Annotated in this window: 16 protein-coding genes and 2 tRNA genes; 13 read left to right on the top strand and 5 right to left on the bottom strand. The window is 62.5% G+C overall.

The genetic code is table 11. From position 1 onward, the window contains the following. Window positions 1–709 precede the first annotated feature (709 nt). Both ilvD and ACVZUB_RS12020 read right to left on the bottom strand, forming a co-directional pair. Window positions 710–2,551, bottom strand: coding sequence for a dihydroxy-acid dehydratase (gene ilvD / locus ACVZUB_RS12015; protein WP_007729361.1), 1,842 nt, complete (start codon window positions 2,549–2,551; stop codon window positions 710–712). A gap of 72 nt (window positions 2,552–2,623) precedes the next feature. Further along, window positions 2,624–3,145, bottom strand: a complete 522-nt coding sequence (locus ACVZUB_RS12020; protein ID WP_083057532.1) for a PH domain-containing protein — start codon at window positions 3,143–3,145, stop codon at window positions 2,624–2,626. A 266-nt stretch (window positions 3,146–3,411) separates the two neighbouring features. Between ACVZUB_RS12020 and ACVZUB_RS12025 the strand changes: the two genes are divergently transcribed. The 10 genes from ACVZUB_RS12025 (at window position 3,412) to ACVZUB_RS12070 (ending at window position 14,194) form a co-directional block, all read left to right on the top strand. After that, on the top strand, window positions 3,412–5,352 hold the full coding sequence (locus ACVZUB_RS12025) for an acetolactate synthase large subunit (RefSeq protein ID WP_030535411.1): 1,941 nt from the start codon (window positions 3,412–3,414) through the stop codon (window positions 5,350–5,352). Beyond that, a complete protein-coding gene (ilvN, locus tag ACVZUB_RS12030) occupies window positions 5,349–5,852 on the top strand; it encodes an acetolactate synthase small subunit (RefSeq protein WP_003944718.1) in 504 nt (167 codons plus the stop codon). Before ACVZUB_RS12025 ends, ilvN begins: the two co-directional genes overlap by 4 nt. Window positions 5,853–5,905: 53 nt before the next feature. Next, window positions 5,906–6,907: a ketol-acid reductoisomerase gene (gene ilvC / locus ACVZUB_RS12035; RefSeq protein WP_030535412.1), complete on the top strand. Its 1,002-nt coding sequence runs from the start codon at window positions 5,906–5,908 to the stop codon at window positions 6,905–6,907. Window positions 6,908–7,157: 250 nt separating this feature from the next. Further along, on the top strand, window positions 7,158–8,750 hold the full coding sequence (gene serA / locus ACVZUB_RS12040) for a phosphoglycerate dehydrogenase (RefSeq protein ID WP_003944758.1): 1,593 nt from the start codon (window positions 7,158–7,160) through the stop codon (window positions 8,748–8,750). Between the two features lie 74 nt (window positions 8,751–8,824). Then, window positions 8,825–9,838, top strand: coding sequence for a 3-isopropylmalate dehydrogenase (locus ACVZUB_RS12045; RefSeq protein ID WP_003944691.1), 1,014 nt, complete (start codon window positions 8,825–8,827; stop codon window positions 9,836–9,838). Between the two features lie 84 nt (window positions 9,839–9,922). Next, window positions 9,923–10,696: a fumarylacetoacetate hydrolase family protein gene (locus ACVZUB_RS12050; RefSeq protein ID WP_003944722.1), complete on the top strand. Its 774-nt coding sequence runs from the start codon at window positions 9,923–9,925 to the stop codon at window positions 10,694–10,696. Window positions 10,697–11,087: 391 nt separating this feature from the next. Then, window positions 11,088–12,248 carry an alkane 1-monooxygenase gene (locus ACVZUB_RS12055; RefSeq protein WP_482628439.1) on the top strand — a complete coding sequence of 387 codons (1,161 nt, stop codon included), beginning with the start codon at window positions 11,088–11,090 and terminating at the stop codon, window positions 12,246–12,248. Between the two features lie 73 nt (window positions 12,249–12,321). Further along, complete coding sequence (gltX, locus tag ACVZUB_RS12060; protein WP_083057476.1) at window positions 12,322–13,797, top strand: glutamate--tRNA ligase; 1,476 nt, start codon at window positions 12,322–12,324, stop codon at window positions 13,795–13,797. Window positions 13,798–13,953: 156 nt separating this feature from the next. After that, a tRNA-Gln gene (locus tag ACVZUB_RS12065) sits at window positions 13,954–14,025 on the top strand. A 96-nt stretch (window positions 14,026–14,121) separates the two neighbouring features. Next, a tRNA-Glu gene (locus tag ACVZUB_RS12070) sits at window positions 14,122–14,194 on the top strand. 139 nt (window positions 14,195–14,333) lie between these two features. Here ACVZUB_RS12070 and ACVZUB_RS12075 read toward each other — a convergent pair. From ACVZUB_RS12075 to ACVZUB_RS12085, 3 genes are all read right to left on the bottom strand, one after another. Next, window positions 14,334–14,531 (bottom strand): DUF5302 domain-containing protein, encoded by a 198-nt coding sequence (locus tag ACVZUB_RS12075; RefSeq protein WP_007729345.1) that lies wholly within the window; start codon window positions 14,529–14,531, stop codon window positions 14,334–14,336. 83 nt (window positions 14,532–14,614) lie between these two features. Beyond that, window positions 14,615–15,118 (bottom strand): pyridoxamine 5'-phosphate oxidase family protein, encoded by a 504-nt coding sequence (locus ACVZUB_RS12080; RefSeq protein ID WP_003944740.1) that lies wholly within the window; start codon window positions 15,116–15,118, stop codon window positions 14,615–14,617. Between the two features lie 55 nt (window positions 15,119–15,173). Next, window positions 15,174–15,875: an IclR family transcriptional regulator gene (locus ACVZUB_RS12085; RefSeq protein ID WP_007729342.1), complete on the bottom strand. Its 702-nt coding sequence runs from the start codon at window positions 15,873–15,875 to the stop codon at window positions 15,174–15,176. A gap of 158 nt (window positions 15,876–16,033) precedes the next feature. Here ACVZUB_RS12085 and leuC point away from each other — a divergent pair, with 158 nt between their 5' ends. The 3 genes from leuC to ACVZUB_RS12100 all read left to right on the top strand — a co-directional run bounded on the left by leuC (window position 16,034) and on the right by ACVZUB_RS12100 (window position 18,936). Next, window positions 16,034–17,455, top strand: coding sequence for a 3-isopropylmalate dehydratase large subunit (gene leuC / locus ACVZUB_RS12090; protein ID WP_003944727.1), 1,422 nt, complete (start codon window positions 16,034–16,036; stop codon window positions 17,453–17,455). 28 nt (window positions 17,456–17,483) lie between these two features. After that, entirely contained in the window at window positions 17,484–18,092 is a 609-nt protein-coding gene (gene leuD, locus ACVZUB_RS12095; protein ID WP_003944724.1) for a 3-isopropylmalate dehydratase small subunit, read from the top strand. 157 nt (window positions 18,093–18,249) lie between these two features. Beyond that, entirely contained in the window at window positions 18,250–18,936 is a 687-nt protein-coding gene (locus ACVZUB_RS12100) for an HU family DNA-binding protein (protein ID WP_047271271.1), read from the top strand. Window positions 18,937–19,070: the final 134 nt, after the last annotated feature.

The raw sequence follows: 19,070 nt of genomic DNA on the forward strand, positions 1-19,070 counted from the left end.
CGTCGTTGTGATGTGCGTCTCAGCGACCTGATGAGGGAACCACTGGTGAGCGCCGTGTGCAAGTCGGCTCGCTCGAACTGACCGAAATGATCACCTGACTGAAAGTCATCCCCCCTCATGTATCTGAATTGATCAGCTGGTGTCTGAAACCCTACGTCCAAGTGAATTCGCTCACGAGCCGGACGCGCGATTCGGTCTGAAATGTCTGATAGCTCATATCGTTCCGTTGGTGCTCCGCGTGTCGCCCGACTATTCGGTACCTGTCGGTCGGTCTTGCTGTCGATGAGTTGCACTGTCGCTGTACCAGCACGTCCCATTTCACCCGTATCGGGGCGACAGGCGAGAGGACCACCGCGTACCTGGATCCGGTCGAGCGTCCATCACGCGTCGTGGCAGAGTGTGTCGGCGACGGGATGATCGGATTGGGTTGTGGTTCAAGCTCATACAACACCGGAGGAAGTATGGCGTGTTCGGACGCAGTCGGTCCCGCGTTCTTCTCCGCGGTGAAATGAACCCGACTCTGTCGACCCTCTGTCGTGGCCCGTTGGCGAGCATTCTCGTGGAGCTGAGTTCGTTGCCGCACGTGCGGCTGCCCGAAAATCTTGTGTGACTGTCACATCGGCTACGGGCGTCTCGAGCCGCACGAGCGCTGACAGAAAAAATCCCCGGCCGAAAAGCGGCCGGGGATTTTTTCGATTCGTGGCAGAACTTACGGAACGTAGCGAACCGCGCCCTTGTCGGCGGACGTCGCCAGAGCGGCGTAGGCGCGCAGTGCTGTCGTCACGGTGCGCTGACGATCGACCGGCTGCCACGGGCGCTCCGAGGCCTCCATCTTCGCGCGTCGCTCGGCGAGGACGTCGTCGTCGACCAGGATCTCGAGCGTGCGCGAGGCGACGTCGATGCGAACCTGATCGCCGTTCTGGACGAGACCGATGATTCCGCCTGCGGCAGCCTCGGGGGAGATGTGACCGATGGACAGCCCGGAGGTTCCGCCCGAGAAACGACCGTCGGTGATCAGCGCGCATTCCTTACCGAGGCCTGCGCCCTTGAGGAAGGCAGTGGGGTGCAGCATTTCCTGCATGCCGGGGCCACCCTTGGGGCCTTCGTAGCGCACGACGAGAACGTCGCCGGCCTTGATCTTCTTCTGCAAGATGACCGAGACGGCTTCTTCTTGGGATTCGACGACGAGCGCCGGGCCCTGGAAGGAGAACAGTTCCTCGTCGATGCCGGCCGTCTTGAGGATTGCGCCGTCGAGTGCGATGTTGCCACGCAGGACAACCAAGCCGCCTTCGACGGTGTAGGCGTTCTCGACGTCGCGGATACAGCCGCCGGCCGCATCGGTGTCGAGGGCAGACCAACGGTTGTCCGTGGAGAACGGTTCGATGGTGCGCACGCCGCCGGGAGCCGCGTGGAAGAGTTCGATTGCCTCGTCGGTTGCCTTGCCGGAGCGGATGTCCCAGTCGTCAAGCCACTGGTCGAAGCTCTTGGTGTGCACGGTGGACACGTCGGTTTCGAGGAGTCCGCCGCGGCGAAGCTCACCGAGCAGGGCGGGGATTCCGCCGGCGCGGTGGACGTCTTCCATGTGGTAGTCCGAGTTGGGAGAGACCTTGGACAGGCACGGAACCTTTCGGCTGATCGCGTCGATGGTGTCGAGGTCGAAGTCGACCTCGCCTTCCTGCGCCGCAGCCAGCGTGTGCAGGACGGTGTTGGTGGAACCGCCCATGGCGACGTCGAGAGCCATCGCGTTGCGGAACGCTGCCGGGGTCGCGATGTTGCGTGGCAGCACCGACTCGTCGCCGTCGCGGTAGTACTTGAGGGCAGCCTCGACCACGGTGGTGCCCGCACGAGAGAAGAGTGCGTGACGAGCCTTGTGAGTTGCCAGCGTGGAGCCGTTGCCCGGCAATGCGAGGCCGAGGGCCTCCGTCAGGCAGTTCATGGAATTGGCGGTGAACATTCCGGAGCAGGACCCGCATGTCGGGCACGCGCTGCGCTCGACCTCGTCGAGGCCCTCGTCGGACACGGCATCGTTGGCAGAGGCGGAGATCGCGGTGATGAGGTCGGTGGGGGCTTGGGCCACGCCGCCGACGACCACTGCCTTACCGGCCTCCATCGGACCACCGGAGACGAAGACGGTCGGGATGTTGAGACGCATTGCAGCGTTGAGCATGCCGGGAGTGATCTTGTCGCAGTTGGAGATACACACCAGTGCGTCGGCTGTGTGGGCGTTTGCCATGTACTCGACCGAGTCGGCGATGATCTCGCGGCTCGGGAGCGAGTAGAGCATTCCGCCGTGGCCCATTGCGATGCCGTCGTCGACTGCGATGGTGTGGAACTCACGAGCGACGCCGCCGGCCGCACTGATGGCCTCGGCAACGATCTCGCCCACGTTCTTGAGATGCACGTGGCCGGGTACGAACTGGGTGTACGAGTTCGCTACGGCGACGATCGGCTTTCCGAAGTCGGAATCCGTCATTCCTGTGGCGCGCCACAGGGATCGGGCTCCGGCAGCATTACGTCCGATGGTGGTGGTGCGTGACCTCAACGGGGGCATGGGCGTGTTCCTTATGTGATCGTTGCTGGTCCACTCAAATAGAAGCGAGGGCCTTTCAACGCTACTCGCGTGTTACGGGCGCTTCTCTTCGGGCTGGTCCTGTGTGTTCTCGGCGACCTCGGATTCTGCGTCTGCTTCTGCAGCTGCTTCTTCCTCTTCGGCTTCCTTGGCGGCGAAGGCTTCTGCGGCAGATGCGTAGGGATCGGTGATGCGGCCGCCGCTGGCGATCGCGATCTCGGGAAGCCTGACGAAGCTGACCGCAGGCAGGGTCACCTCGGTTCCGTCGGTGAGTTCCGCGCGCGCCCAACTCCGCTTCGGGAAGCGGAAACCCTTGACGTCGTCCCAGGCGAGGGTGCGCTTGGAGAACGTCGAGCGGACCTCGAGGCCGTCAGGGCTGACGGTGGTGCGCAGTCGCGCGACGAGATAGACGGCGATGATCGGAAGGATCAGCAACCAGCTGAAGGCGACGGGCCACCCGAAGATCGGGAAGCTGACCGCGAACAGAAGGAACGCGCACGCCATGTAAGCGAGCTGCGAAATGCGGATGACGTGCCGAAGTGGTTTCGGCGTGTGGGATGATTGAGCCGGTGGCACGGGCTGCTGCGAAGTTGACACCTCTACATCTTCGCATTGCAGCCGATGTATCTCAGATTCTGGGACGGTCGACTCACCAAGTTTGCCGTTCGCGACTAGCGCCTCTACTGTCGAGTGCGTGAAACAGAATGAGTTGCTCGTAATCGGCCGGCGCGTCGTCGCCTGAGTCGATTTTTCAACTCACCAGATAACGACGCGCCACCCTCGCTCAGCAGATGCTGACGGGGGTTTTTTGTTGCCCGGAGCCAGAATCAGAGGATTTCCCAGTGAGCGCACCAACAGCACGGCCTCAACCCACGCCGCGCAAGTCAGGGACACCGAGCCCGACAACCGCGGCTGCCGCAACCCAGACGGCCAACCGTCGCCAGCTCCCGCCTGAGCGGGTAACCGGCGCGCAGTCTGTGGTTCGAGCCCTCGAAGAGCTCGAGGTCGACACGGTATTCGGCATTCCCGGCGGTGCCGTGCTCCCGGTTTACGACCCACTCTTCGATTCGGTCAAGGTCCGCCACGTGCTTGTGCGCCACGAGCAGGGTGCAGGCCACGCTGCCACCGGTTACGCCCAGGCGACCGGCAAGGTCGGCGTCTGCATGGCCACCTCGGGTCCCGGTGCGACCAACCTGGTCACGCCGCTGGCCGACGCGCAGATGGACTCCGTTCCGATCGTGGCGATCACCGGACAGGTGGCGCGCTCGCTGATCGGTACCGACGGCTTCCAGGAAGCCGACATCTCAGGCATCACGATGCCGGTCACCAAGCACAACTTCCTGATCACCGACGCGATCGACATCCCGCGCATCATGGCCGAGGCCTTCTACCTCGCGGCCAGCGGTCGCCCCGGCGCCGTCCTGGTCGATATCCCCAAGGACATCCTGCAGTCGCAGACCACGTTCTCGTGGCCGCCGGAGATGCGTCTGCCGGGCTACCGCCCGGTGACCAAGCCGCACGGCAAGCAGGTTCGTGAAGCTGCACGTCTGATCGCCGACGCCAAGTCGCCGGTTCTGTACGTTGGTGGCGGCGTCATCAAGTCCGACTCCTCGCCGGAGCTGCTCGAATTGGCCGAGCTGACCGGTATCCCCGTCGTCACCACGCTGATGGCCCGCGGAGCGTTCCCGGACAGTCACGACCTCAACTGCGGTATGCCGGGAATGCACGGCACCGTTGCCGCAGTCGCCGCTCTGCAGCGTAGCGATCTACTGATCACCCTCGGTGCGCGTTTCGACGACCGCGTCACCGGTCAGTTGAATTCCTTCGCGCCCGACGCCAAGGTCATCCATGCCGACATCGACCCGGCCGAGATCGGCAAGAACCGCTACGCGGACGTCCCGATCGTGGGCGACTGCAAAGAGGTCATCACCGAACTCATCGAGGCGATCCGTGCCGACATGGCCACGGGCACCACGTTCGACCTCACCGAGTGGTGGGCGTACCTGAACGACATCCGTCGTACGTACCCGCTGAGCTACGACCGTCCCACCGACGGTCAGCTGAGCCCGGAGTACGTGATCCAGACCGTCGGCAAGCTCGCCGGACCGGATGCCATCTACTGCGCCGGCGTCGGTCAGCACCAGATGTGGGCCGCGCAGTTCGTCGGCTACGAGAAGCCGCGCACGTGGCTCAACTCGGGCGGGCTCGGCACCATGGGGTACGCGGTTCCCGCAGCCATGGGCGCCAAGATGGGTATGCCCGACACCGAGGTGTGGGCGATCGACGGCGACGGCTGCTTCCAGATGACCAATCAGGAACTCGCAACCTGCGCACTCGAAGGTATTCCGATCAAGGTTGCCCTCATCAACAACGGCAACCTCGGCATGGTGCGCCAGTGGCAGACACTCTTCTATGAAGAGCGCTACTCCAACACCAACCTCGGAACGCACGGCGCCATCCGCATCCCGGACTTCGTGAAGCTCGCAGAAGCATTGGGCTGCCACGGAATTCGTGTCGAGCGTGAAGAAGATGTCGAAGCTGCGATCCGTGAGGCGCAGTCCATCAACGACAAGCCTGTCGTGATCGACTTCATCGTCACCGCCGACGCACAGGTGTGGCCGATGGTCGCTGCCGGAACGAGCAACGACGAAATCATGGCGGCCCGGGGCATCCGGCCGCTGTTCGACGACGACGAGGCAGTTGCCGAGCCCGCCGTCATCCACGAAGCCATGTCACGCGAGCAAGCCGGACCCGCCGCGGGCACAGGGGAGGATCAGAAGTGAGCACCAGTCACACCCTCAGTGTTCTCGTCGAGGACAAGCCAGGCGTGCTGGCTCGCGTCTCCGCACTTTTCTCCCGCCGCGGATTCAACATCGAATCCCTTGCGGTGGGCGGAACCGAGATCCCCGAGATCTCACGTATGACCATCGTCGTCACGGTCGACGAGTTCCCTCTCGAGCAGGTGACGAAGCAGCTCAACAAGCTGATCAACGTCATCAAGATCGTCGAGCAGGACGGTGAAGCATCCGTCGCTCGTGAGCTCGTGCTCATCAAGGTGCGCGCTGATGCAAGCGTGCGCACGCAGGTCATCGAAACGGTGAACCTGTTCCGCGCCAAGGTGATCGACGTCTCTCCGGAGTCCGTCACCATCGAGGCGACCGGTACTCGGTCCAAGCTGGATGCACTGCTGCGGATGCTTGATCCGTACGGTATCCGGGAGATCGTTCAGTCCGGGGTCGTGGCAGTCGGTCGAGGGCCGAAGTCGATCACGGCCACCCGCTAGTACTTTTAGACACGTAAAAATCCAAGGAGAGGTTGAGAACTGTGGCAGTCGAGATGTTCTACGACGACGATGCCGATCTGTCGATCATTCAGGGCCGCAAGGTTGCTGTGATCGGCTACGGAAGCCAGGGCCACGCCCATTCGCTGAGCCTGCGTGACTCGGGCGTCGATGTGCGCATCGGCCTCAAGGAAGGCTCGAAGTCGCGTGAGAAGGCTGAAGAGCAGGGGCTGACGGTCGGTACGCCGGCAGAGGTTTCCGAGTGGGCCGACGTCATCATGGTGCTCGCACCTGACACCGCGCAGGCGAGCATTTTCACCAATGACATCGAGCCGAACCTCAAGGACGGCGACGCGCTGTTCTTCGGTCACGGCCTGAACATTCACTTCGACCTGATCAAGGCCCCGGAGTTCGTCACCGTCGGCATGGTCGCCCCCAAGGGCCCCGGCCACCTGGTGCGTCGTCAGTTCGTCGACGGCAAGGGCGTTCCCGCGCTCATTGCCATCGACCAGGATCCCAAGGGTGAAGGACAGGCTCTCGCTCTGTCCTACGCCAAGGGCATCGGCGGAACCCGCGCAGGCGTCATCAAGACCACGTTCAAGGAAGAGACCGAGACGGACCTCTTCGGCGAGCAGGCCGTGCTCTGCGGCGGCACCGAGGAACTGGTCAAGACCGGTTTCGAGGTCATGGTCGAGGCCGGCTACGCACCCGAGATGGCGTACTTCGAGGTTCTGCACGAGCTCAAGCTCATCGTCGACCTCATGTACGAGGGTGGCATCGCCCGCATGAACTACTCGGTGTCCGACACCGCTGAGTTCGGTGGATACCTCTCCGGCCCGCGCGTCATCGACGCCGACACCAAGGAGCGCATGAAGGCGATCCTGGCCGACATCCAGTCCGGCGAGTTCACCCGTCGTCTGGTTGCCAACGTCGAGAACGGCAACACCGAGCTCGAGGGCCTGCGCAAGGCCAACGCCGAGCACCCCATCGAGGTCACCGGCAAGAAGCTGCGCGACCTGATGAGCTGGGTCGATCGTCCGATCACCGAAACCGCGTAATTCGCAGTTTCACGCTCCACGTCTCCACTGGCCTGATGCCGCGCCGGTTCAATTACGTTGAACCAGCGCGGCATTGGGCCGGAGTCGTTTTCCGGGTCGTCTGAGTCCGGATTCATATTCCATCGAGAATTTGCCCGCGAATGTGTCCACTATGTGGTATTGCCTACCGCGTTGTGGATTCCAAGTGAGCGCGCACTAAACTATCGGTGGTTAAACCACCTTCACACCCACCTAATCAGGGAGTTTGCACGTGAGCCAGCCTGGCCGTCCCGTTGTTCTGATCGCCGACAAGCTCGCGCCGTCCACAGTCGAGGCGCTCGGTGACGGTGTGGAGGTGCGTTGGGTCGACGGACCCGACCGCCCGGCGCTGCTCGCCGCGGTACCCGAGGCCGACGCGATTCTCGTCCGTTCCGCCACTACCGTCGACGCCGAGGTTCTGGCTGCCGGCACCAAGCTGAAGATCATCGGCCGCGCCGGTGTCGGCCTGGACAACGTCGAGATCCCCGCAGCCACCGAGCGCGGCGTGATGGTCGTCAACGCACCGACCTCCAACATTCACTCCGCTGCCGAGCACGCTGTCGCGCTCCTCATGTCGACCGCTCGCCAGATTCCCGCAGCAGACAAGACCCTGCGTGAGAACACCTGGAAGCGAAGCAAGTTCAACGGTGTCGAGATCCTCGGCAAGACCGTCGGTGTCGTCGGACTCGGCCGCATCGGCCAGCTCTTCGCGCAGCGTCTCGCTGCGTTCGAGACCACGATCATCGCGTACGACCCCTACCTGCCCGCAGCGCGCGCAGCGCAGCTCGGCATCGAACTGGTCACCATCGACGAGCTCGTCGAGCGCGCCGACTTCATCTCCGTGCACCTGCCCAAGACCAAGGAAACGGCCGGCCTGATCAACGCCGAGCGCCTCGCCAAGGCCAAGGACGGCGTCATCATCGTCAACGCCGCTCGCGGTGGTCTGATCGACGAAGATGCGCTCTACGACGCACTCGTCTCCGGCAAGGTCCGAGGCGCCGGTCTCGACGTGTTCAGCACCGAGCCGTGCACCGATTCCAAGCTTTTCGAGCTCGACAACGTCGTTGTCACCCCGCACCTCGGAGCATCGACGTCCGAGGCTCAGGACCGCGCAGGCATCGACGTGGCGAAGAGTGTTCTCCTCGCTCTGGCAGGCGAATTCGTTCCCGAGGCTGTCAACGTCTCCGGCGGCCCCGTGGGCGAAGAAGTTGCTCCGTGGCTCGAGCTGGTCCGCAAGCTCGGTCTCCTCGCTGCGACGTTGTCGCCCGAAGCTGTGCAGACCGTGCAGGTTGTCGCCACCGGCGAGCTGTCTGCCGAAACCGTCGACATCCTCGGACTGGCTGCACTGCGCGGCGTGTTCTCCGCCAGCAGCGATGAGGCTGTCACGTTCGTCAACGCTCCGGCACTGGCCGAGCAGCGCGGCGTGACCGTGTCGGTCGAGAAGCACTCCGAGGCTCTTGCTCACCGCAGCGCGGTCGAGGTGCGTGCAGTTGCCGCCGACGGCACGGTCACGTCGGTCACGGGTGCACTCACCGGTCTGCAGCAGGTCGAGAAGATCGTCAACATCAACGGACGCAGCTTCGACTTGCGCGCCGAGGGCCACAACATCGTCGTTCACTACAGCGATCGCCCGGGCGTTCTCGGTGTCCTCGGCACCGTCCTCGGAAACGCGGGCGTCGACATCCTCGCAGCAGCACTGAGCCAGGATGCCGAAGGCGAAGGCGCAACTGTCATCTTGCGCGTCGATCGCGTCGTCGGTGACGCCGAGGTCGAGGCAATCGTCTCGCAGCTCGACGCTCGCGTCGCCCAGGTCGACCTTTCCTGATTGTTTTTGCTGTGCGCCTTTATCAACCGCCCGCGGTTGATAAAGGCGCACAGTTCTACTGAGATGAGGACTCCATGAAGCTTGCGGTCATTCCGGGTGACGGAATCGGCGTCGAGGTCACTGCCGAGGCGCTCAAGGTGCTCGGCAAGTTGGTTCCGGATCTGGAAACCACCGAATACGATCTCGGTGCCCGTCGCTACAACGCCACCGGCGAGTTGCTCCCGGCGGACGAGCTGGACCAGATTCGTCAGCACGACGCAATTCTGTTGGGCGCCATCGGTGATCCGCGGATCGTCGCACCCGGCATCCTCGAGCGTGGTCTGCTGCTGAACATGCGCTTCCAGCTCGATCATCACGTGAATCTTCGCCCCGCACAGCTGTATCCGGGTGCGCTGTCGCCGTTGGCGGCCCAGCCGGAGATCGACTTCGTCGTGGTTCGTGAAGGCACCGAGGGTCCGTACACCGGAAACGGTGGAGCGATCCGCGTCGGCACCGATCACGAGATCGCAACCGAGGTGTCGATCAATACCTGGTTCGGTGCCGAGCGCGTGGTGCGTTACGCATTTGCCTTGGCGCAGACCCGGTCCAAGCACCTCACCTTGATTCACAAGACCAACGTGCTCTCCAACGCGGGCGCAATCTGGACGCGTGCAATCGAGACCGTCGGTGCCGAGTTCCCGGACGTCGAAACCGCGTACTGCCACATCGACGCGGCCACGATCTACATGGTCACCGACCCGTCGCGCTTCGACGTGATCGTCACGGACAACCTCTTCGGTGACATCATCACCGACCTCGCCGGCGCCGTAACCGGTGGCATCGGTTTGGCCGCAAGCGGAAACATCGATGCCTCGGGTACCAACCCGTCGATGTTCGAGCCCGTTCACGGCAGTGCTCCGGACATCGCCGGCAAGGGAATCGCTGATCCCACCGCCGCGATCCTCTCGGCCGCACTGCTTCTTCGCCATCTCGGACGCGAGGACGACGCCGCTCGGGTCGAGGCTGTGGTCGCTGCCGACCTGGCTACCCGCGGCGAAGGTCCCATCTCCACAACGGAGATCGGCGACCGGATCACTGCAGCGCTGTAAGGAATTCTTTCACGAGACTGACGCGCGTAAGCCTTTCGGCTTGCGCGCGTCAGTCGTTTCCGGCACCCCGATAGACTGGCCGGCATGCGTCTTGGTCGAATTGCCAGTCCCGATGGTGTTGCGTTCGTCAGTATCGAAGGTGAAGAGGATGCCCTCGTCGCCAAGGAAATTGCGGAGCACCCGTTCGGGAACCCCACATTTACCGGCCGAAGTTGGCCGCTCGCCGATGTTCGTCTGCTGGCTCCGATTCTCGCCAGCAAGGTGATCTGCATCGGCAAGAATTATGCAGATCACATCGCGGAGATGGGCGGAGAGGCTCCCGCGGACCCCGTGATCTTCCTCAAGCCGAACACGTCCATAGTTGGCCCGGGTGCCCCGATCGTCTTGCCTCCCACCTCGAACGAGGTGCACTTCGAGGGTGAACTCGCGGTCGTCATCGGTCAACCGTGCAAGGACGTTCCGGCGGCGAAGGCGTTGAGCGTGGTCCTCGGTTACACGATCGCCAACGACGTGTCGGCGCGAGATCATCAGCGTCACGACGGGCAGTGGACGCGCGCGAAGGGCCACGACACTTTCTGCCCACTCGGCCCCTGGATCGAAACCAGTCTGGATGCGTCCGACGTCGATATCAAGACCGAGGTGAACGGCCAGGTCAAGCAGGACAGCAGCACGGCTTTTCTCCTCCACGACATTCCGAAGATCATCGAGTGGATCTCGGCGGTGATGACTCTCTTGCCTGGCGACGTCATCCTCACCGGCACCCCCGCCGGAGTAGGCCCGATCGTCGACGGCGATTCCGTGTCGGTCACGGTCTCGGGGATCGGCACTCTCACGAACCCGGTGACCGCCAAGAGCTGATCCTGACCCGGTTCGTTCAGTCACGCGACTACTGAGGCCCCATCCAACCGGATGGGGCCTCCGTCGTGGTGTGAGGTCGAGAGGTGTCTGTCGCAGAAAAGTTGCAAGATGGTAACTATCGCCAGTGGGGTGATCGGGATTGCCTACCGACTCGAAGAAATCAGGCTCTGGGACTGACCTGCGGGTTTCATGACCCAGGCGAAGCTTCGCTTCTGATCCTCCTGGCGTTATGTCGGATTTGGCCAGGTTGGGAGAGTTCGCCCCACGGTTTGCTGTCGCGGCCCGTAACAGACCAAATTCCCTGAAATGTAACGCTGAGCAGTAGGGTGACCGATAACTGGATAGAAGCCGATGGGGCAATCGAGTGGATTGCGCAGAAACGTGGTGATACATGACGACCTTCGCGGAAGCCTCCCGGACAGCGGCAGGGCAAGCGCGGAACGGGCAGCGGCCGGTGTGGCGAGACAAGAAGCGCTACCTGTGGCCACTGGGTTTGCTGGTTCCTCTCAGCCCGTTCGCTGCGTGGTTCCTGGTCGACAAATTCAGTCTCGGGCTCTTCTGGGCCATCGGGGCGTGGCTGATCGTCATCGTCATTCCCCTGATCGATCTCCTGGCGGGCGAGGACGGCAACAGCCCACCGGACGAAGCGATCCCTGAATTGCAAGAGGATCGTTTCTACCGCTGGTGCACGTACTTGTTCCTGCCCCTCCAATACGTCGGGCTGGTGTTCGTCGCGTGGTGCTGGGTGAACGCTCCGATAGCGGCGGGGGAGAAGTTCGCGCTCGCGATGACTGCCGGCGTGGTTGCCGGTGTGGGGATCAACGCGGCGCATGAATTGGGGCACAAGAGTGAGAAGCTCGAGAAGTGGCTCGCGAAAGTAGCGCTCGCGCAGTCCTTCTACGGCCATTTCTACGTCGAACACAACCATGGTCATCACGTCCGCGTCGCGACGCCGGAGGATCCGGCCAGCTCGCGGTACAAGGAAAACTTCTGGTTCTTCTTGCCTCGCAGCGTCATCGGCGGCCTGCGCTCGGGATGGCGGATCGAAAGCGCTCGTCTGAGGCGTCAGGGGAGACGGACGTGGAGTTACCGCAACAACATCCTGAACGCGTGGGCGATGAGTGTGGTTCTGTTCGGCAGTCTGATCGCCGCGTTCGGCTGGGAAATTGCGCCGTGGCTCGCCGTTCAGGCAATTGCAGGCTTCACGTTCCTCGAGACCGCCAACTATCTCGAGCACTACGGCTTGCTACGTGCGAAGCGGCCTGACGGCTCGTACGTCCGGTGCTCGCCCGAGGACAGCTGGAACAGCGACCACGTCGTCAGCAATCTGTTCCTCTATCAACTTCAGCGTCACAGCGACCATCACGCGAATCCGCGTCTGCAGTACCAGAGCCTGCGAAGTGCGGCCGAAGCGCCGCAACTTCCAGCGGGTTACGCAGTCATGATCGTCTGCGCGTGGGTGCCGCCGCTGTGGCGAAAGGTCATGGACAAGCGACTGCTGGCCTACTACGACGGCGACATGACACGCATCAACGTCCTGCCGGGTAAGTGATCGGCCGGATGGAGGAAGGGCTGCCGGACTAACCTGTAGTACGACCATCCATCATCGCCGAGCCAAGTGAGCCATGACCAACAGCGAAGTACGCGTCCGTTTCTGTCCGTCACCCACCGGAACCCCGCACGTGGGTTTGGTGCGCACCGCCTTGTTCAACTGGGCATTCGCACGACACCACGGCGGCACATTCGTGTTCCGTATCGAAGACACCGATGCGCAGCGCGACAGTGAAGAGTCCTACCAGGCCATCCTCGACGCCCTCCGCTGGTTGGGGCTCAATTGGGACGAAGGCCCGGAGGTCGGTGGGCCGCACGCACCGTATCGCCAGTCCGAGCGTCGCGACCTGCATCTCGACGTTGTTGCCAAGTTGCTGGCCGCGGGCGAGGCCTACGAGTCCTACTCGACGAACGAGGAGGTCGAAGCGCGACACAAGGCGGCCGGACGCGATCCGAAGCTCGGATACGACAACTTCGATCGCGAGCTCAGCGACGAGCAGCGCGCTGCCTACATCGCCGAGGGGCGCAAGCCCGTCGTCCGCCTCCGGATGCCCGATTATGATCTGACCTGGAACGACCTGGTGCGGGGCGAGACCACGTTCAAGGCAGGCACCGTTCCGGACTTCGCGCTGACTCGCGGCAACGGCATTCCGCTGTACACCTTGGTCAACCCGGTCGACGACGCGTTGATGAAGATCACCCATGTACTGCGCGGCGAAGATCTGCTGTCCTCGACTCCGCGTCAGCTCGCGTTGTACGAGGCATTGATTCGTATCGGTGTCGCCGATTTCACACCGTCGTTCGGGCACTTGCCTTTCGTGATGGGTCAGGGCAACAAGAAGCTTTCCAAGCGCGATCCCGAGTCCAACCTCTTCATCCACCGCGATCGGGGCTTCATTCCCGAGGGATTGCTGAACTACCTGGCTCTGCTCGGGTGGAGCATCGCCGACGATCACGATGTCTTCTCGCTCGACGAGATGGTTGCGGCCTTCGACGTCTCCAAGGTCAACTCCAATCCTGCCCGCTTCGACCAGAAGAAGGCCGACGCGATCAATGCCGAGCACATTCGTCTGCTCGAGCCGGCCGACTTCGCCGGTCGTCTGAAGTCGTTCCTGGTGGAGCACGGACACATCGGCGCCGACGTCGACGAAGCGACGTTCACTGTTGCGGCGGACCTCGTGCAGACGCGCATCGTCGTCCTGTCCGACGCGTGGGATCTGCTGAAATTCCTGTTCGTCGACGAGGCGTCGTTTGCTCTCGATCCGGCCGCGACGGCAAAGAACTTGAAGGAAGATGCCGGTCCGGTTCTGGACGCGTCTCTTGCGGCGCTCGATGCCATCTCAGAGTGGTCGGCGGCCAGTATCGAGGAAGCACTCAAGAAGGCCCTCATCGAGGATCTGGAGCTCAAACCGCGTAAGGCCTTCGCTCCGGTTCGGGTCGCGATCACGGGCTCTCACATCAGCCCTCCGCTGTACGAGTCGATGGAATTGCTCGGTCGTGAGGTCTCGCTCGCTCGGTTGCGCGCCGGTAGGGCAGCGGTAACCGCCTAGATCGGACGGTCTTCCGGCCGAAAATGAAGCAAAAACCTCCTGTGACCATACGATTTGGTATTTGGGGCAGGGGTACTGGTAATCTTCTTTTCGGCCGGAGACGAGCCGCCGAGCACAACAGCGAAGCGGATCGAGCAAGGCTGGTGAGCAAGACCTTGGGGTATGGTGTAATTGGCAACACAGCGGTTTCTGGTACCGCCATTCTAGGTTCGAGTCCTGGTACCCCAGCGGAAATCCGGTCGATTTTGTGGCCGGACTCAGACAAGCTAAGCTTGCTGAGCATCCAAGAGCAAGACTGAAATACCACGTTTAAAAGCGTGTCCTGGCCCCGTCGTCTAGCGGCCTAGGACGCCGCCCTCTCAAGGCGGTAGCGCGGGTTCGAATCCCGTCGGGGCTACAAAGGAAAGACCCTCTGATCATTGATCGGGGGGTCTTTTCGTATGTGCGGGAAATGTATCCGGCGGTGCGAAAAACGATCACCCCCAGTCGAATTCGACTGGGGGTGATCGTCATCTCACTCTGTTGTCCGCGATCGGTTATCCGCTCTTACGGCGGAACTCTCGCTTGTGATCGGCCGGGCCATGCGTGTTGTGGACCTTGGACTGTCCGTCGCGATGGTCGGTCGATTTGGCGTTCTGATGATTCTTCCGTTCGAGGGCCTCACGGAACTTTCGTTTGGTTTCCTCCGATTGGGATTCGGGTTCGGACGGGGTGTTGCTGTCGAGATCGCTCATATGCTCACTCCTTGTTGTTGGGCCTGTTGGTGAAACTACGCCGGCCCGAATTCGATTGCTCGTGATTTTTCCGCTCACGAATCTCAGGGCTGCGGCGGCGGTGCGGTAGAGCCGGAAAGAGGCATCGCAGGCATCCCGAGCTTGCGGTGATCCCACGAACGAGTTCGATCGGGAACGAACCGTACCGCGACGCGCTTGTGGAGCATCGCGTCGACGGCCGGGCGGAGATCGTCGGTGTACGGGCCCGTGTATCGCTCCCAGACGCTGATTCCCACAGCGAAGAGGGCTTCCGGATCTTCGACGATGACCCCGGTACCCTCCATCGAGACTCCTCGGAGCGTGTCGTACGTCTGACCGTCTTCGATCAGGACGGACATTCGGGCGTCCCGGCGAAGATTGACGGCCTTCTGCGACTTGGCTTTGGTCTCGAACCAGATTTCGCCGTCGACTATCGCGAACCACATCGCGATCAGGTGAGGCATTCCGTCGGCGCTCAACGTCGCCATCGTTGCCGTACGGCTCTTTTCGACGAAGCTCGAGATTTCGGCCTCGGTCATCGTGATCTGACTACGCTGCTTTCCTGCCATGGTCGCGTCGCACTCCTACGTGCTCGAGGATCTGAAGGCCTTACTGTGTCACGAATTACAGACGCTTGTGGAGCGCTTCGGCAGCTGCGAGAAGGTCCGCCGCCCAGCGAGCTCCCGGTCGTCTACCCATCCGATCGATGGGGCCGGAGACCGAAATCGCGGCAATGACAGCGCCTGCCGAGTCGCGGACGGGAGCCGCGACGCTGGCGACACCGGGCTCACGTTCGGCCGCGCTCTGTGCCCAGCCGCGCCGGCGAACCTCGAGCAGCACTCGTTCGCCGAAGGATGCATCGGCGAGGACGGTCCGTTGGGTTTGTGGATCTGCCCATGCGAGAAGGACCTTGGCGCCGGATCCGGCGTTCATCGGCAGTCGGGCTCCGACGAGCACCGTGTCACGCAGGCCGGTCGGTGGTTCCATCGACGCGACGCAGATGCGTTGTGTGCCTTCGCGACGGTACAGCTGGACGCTTTCGCCGGTGATTTCGCGAAGGCGGGGGAGGATGAGTCCGGCCGCAGCAATGAGTGGATCATTAGCGGTGGCAGCGAGTTCGGCGAGTCCGGGCCCTGGGCACCACTGACCGTCCGAGTCGCGAGTGAGGAGTCGATGGACTTCGAGACCGACGGCGAGTCTATGGGCGGTCGCGCGCGGCAAACCGGTTCGTGCACAGAGTTCGGTGAGGCTGCACGGTTCCTCAGCTACTGCATGAAGCACGCCCATTGCTTTGTCCAGGACGCCGATGCCGCTATGCTGTCTCATAGGTCGATACCAGTTTCTCGCATAGTGGGATGCTACCGCATTTCCTGGAGGGATAGCGCATTTCCTCGGGACAGTCTGCATCTGCTGTGAAGGCTGGGGACCTACTTCACGCGCGGCGGGCCAGCCCGTAGTCCGCCGACGCGAGGCTACGTACAGAGGTGGAAGACATGGCACAGAAAGCACGCACTCTCGCCGAGAAGGTGTGGGACGACCACGTTGTCGTGAAAGGGGAGGGGCAGGATCCCGACCTCATCTACATCGATCTCCACCTCGTTCACGAAGTGACGAGCCCCCAGGCATTCGACGGACTTCGCCTGGCGGGACGCCAGTTGCGCCGTCCCGACCTGACGATCGCCACCGAGGACCACAACGTTCCGACGATCGACATCGACAAGCCGATCGCAGATCCTGTGTCCAAGACTCAGGTCGACACCTTGCGCCGAAATTGCGAGGAGTTCGGAGTTCGCTTGCACCGCATGGGCGATCTCGACCAAGGCATCGTGCATGTGGTCGGACCGCAGCTCGGCCTGACGCAGCCCGGAACCACCGTGGTGTGCGGCGACAGTCATACGTCGACGCACGGCGCATTCGGTGCGCTCGCAATGGGAATCGGCACCAGCGAGGTCGAGCATGTGATGGCAACGCAGACATTGTCGTTGCGCCCCTTCAAGACCATGGCGATCACGGTCGACGGCGAGCTGCCTCCCGGCGTCACGAGCAAGGACTTGATCCTCGCAGTCATCGCCAAGATCGGCACCGGCGGCGGCCAGGGCTACGTACTGGAGTACCGCGGCGAGGCCATTCGCAAACTGTCGATGGAAGCTCGTATGACCATCTGCAACATGTCGATCGAGGCCGGAGCCCGCGCGGGCATGATCGCACCGGACGAGACCACTTACGAGTTCATCAAGGGCCGTCCGCATGCACCGTCCGGCGCAGAGTGGGACGAAGCCGTCGCCGCGTGGGAGTTGCTCAAGACCGACGAGGGCGCGGAATTCGACAACGAGGTTCACATCGACGCAAGCGCATTGACGCCTTTCGTCACGTGGGGAACCAATCCGGGACAGGGTGCGCCGCTCGGCGACCGTGTGCCTGATCCCGAACTGATCGTCGACGAGAGCGAGCGTCAGGCAGCCGAGAAGGCGCTGACCTACATGGGTCTCGACGCCGGTATGCCGCTTCGGGATGTTTCTGTCGACACCGTGTTCGTCGGTTCGTGCACCAACGGACGCATCGAAGACCTGCGCGCAGTGGCGGAGGTGCTCGAGGGTCGCCATGTGGCAGAGGGCGTTCGGATGCTCATCGTTCCCGGCTCGATGCGGGTGCGGGCTCAAGCCGAAAGCGAAGGTCTCGGTGAAATCTTCACAGCGGCAGGGGCTGAATGGCGCCAGGCCGGTTGCTCGATGTGCTTGGGAATGAACCCTGACCAGCTTGCTCCCGGCGAGCGTTCGGCATCGACGTCCAACCGGAATTTCGAAGGCCGACAGGGTAAAGGCGGCCGGACTCATCTGGTTTCCCCGCTCGTCGCGGCTGCCACGGCGGTCCGCGGAACGCTCTCGGCACCGGCCGATCTGGTCTGACCCACTTACCATCTCGAGGAGAATTTCGATGGAATCCTTTACCACGCACAAGGGTATCGGCGTCCCGCTGCGACGCTCGAATGTCGATACCGACCAGATCATCCCTGCCGTGTACCTGAAACGGGTGACGCGCACCGGATTCGAGGACGGGCTGTTTGCAGGCTGGCGTACCGACCCCAACTTCATTCTGAATCTGGCTCCGTACGACAAGGGAAGCGTCCTCGTGGCCGGTCCCGATTTCGGCACGGGCTCTTCGCGTGAGCATGCCGTGTGGGCTCTCTCCGACTTCGGATTTCGGGTCGTCATTGCTTCCCGGTTCGCCGACATCTTCCGCGGAAACGCCGGAAAAGCCGGTCTCGTAGCGGCACAGGTCGAGCAGAGCGACGTCGAATTGCTCTGGAAGTTGCTCGAAGAGCAGCCCGGACTGGAATTGACAGTAGATCTCGAGAATCGGACCGTCAGCGCCGGAACTACGGTGGTGCCGTTCAATATTGACGACTACACACGGTGGCGTCTGCTGGAGGGTCTCGACGACATCGGACTGACATTGCGGCAGGTAGACGCGATTTCCGAGTTCGAAAAGTCAAGGCCTTCATGGAAACCGACTACCCTTCCAGCCCGAATTTCGCAGGGCTGAACCGAAATCCGCAACTCCGCGCGGGAAGAGAAATAGGTCACCATTTCGCAGTCACGTTGAATGAGAATTGGCGTGGCACATAGACTCTTGCCGTTATCAGGTTTACCGTGGTTCTCAGTCGGTCCGACGGTGGACCACAATTAGCGGAGGAATTTCAATGAACAAGGCAGAGCTCATCGATGTTCTGACTGAAAAGCTGGGTTCGGACAGGCGCACAGCGACCGACGCAGTGGAGCACGTCGTGGACACCATCGTCCGCGCCGTCCACCGTGGCGAGAGCGTGACCATCACCGGCTTCGGAGTCTTCGAGCAGCGTCGTCGTGCAGCACGTGTTGCACGCAACCCGCGTACGGGCGAGACCGTCAAGGTCAAGCCGACGTCGGTTCCGGCTTTCCGTCCGGGTGCGCAGTTCAAGGCTGTTATCGCTGGTGGACAGAAGCTTCCGGCCACCGGCCCGGCAGTCAAGCGTGGCGTAGCAGCACCGGCCACCAAGGCTGCAGCCAAGAAGGCTGCTGCCAAGAAGACCGCAGCCAAGAAGGCTCCGGCCAAGAAGGCTCCGGCCAAGACCGCAGCCAAGAAGACGGTTGCCGCGAAGGCTCCCGCCAAGAAGGCTCCGGCCAAGACCGCAGCCAAGAAGACGGTTGCCACCAAGGCTCCCGCCAAGAAGGCTCCGGCCAAGACCGCAGCCAAGAAGACGGTTGCCACCAAGGCTCCCGCCAAGAAGGCTCCGGCCAAGACCGCAGCCAAGGCTCCGGCCAAGAAGGCTCCGGCCAAGAAGGCTCCCGCCAAGACCGCAGCCAAGAAGGCTCCGGCCAAGAAGGCTCCGGCCAAGCGCGCAAAGTAGTCGCGTTCGGGTGAAAAACCCGATGCCGTAAGACAAAGAGGTGCAGCCGCGGATCAGATCCGCGGCTGCACCTCTTTTTTGCTGTCTGGGAGAAGTGTGAATTCTCCTGTGTTTCAGTGCTTTGCAAAACTACC

It is taken from the genome of Rhodococcus sp. OS5 (assembly GCF_056837585.1).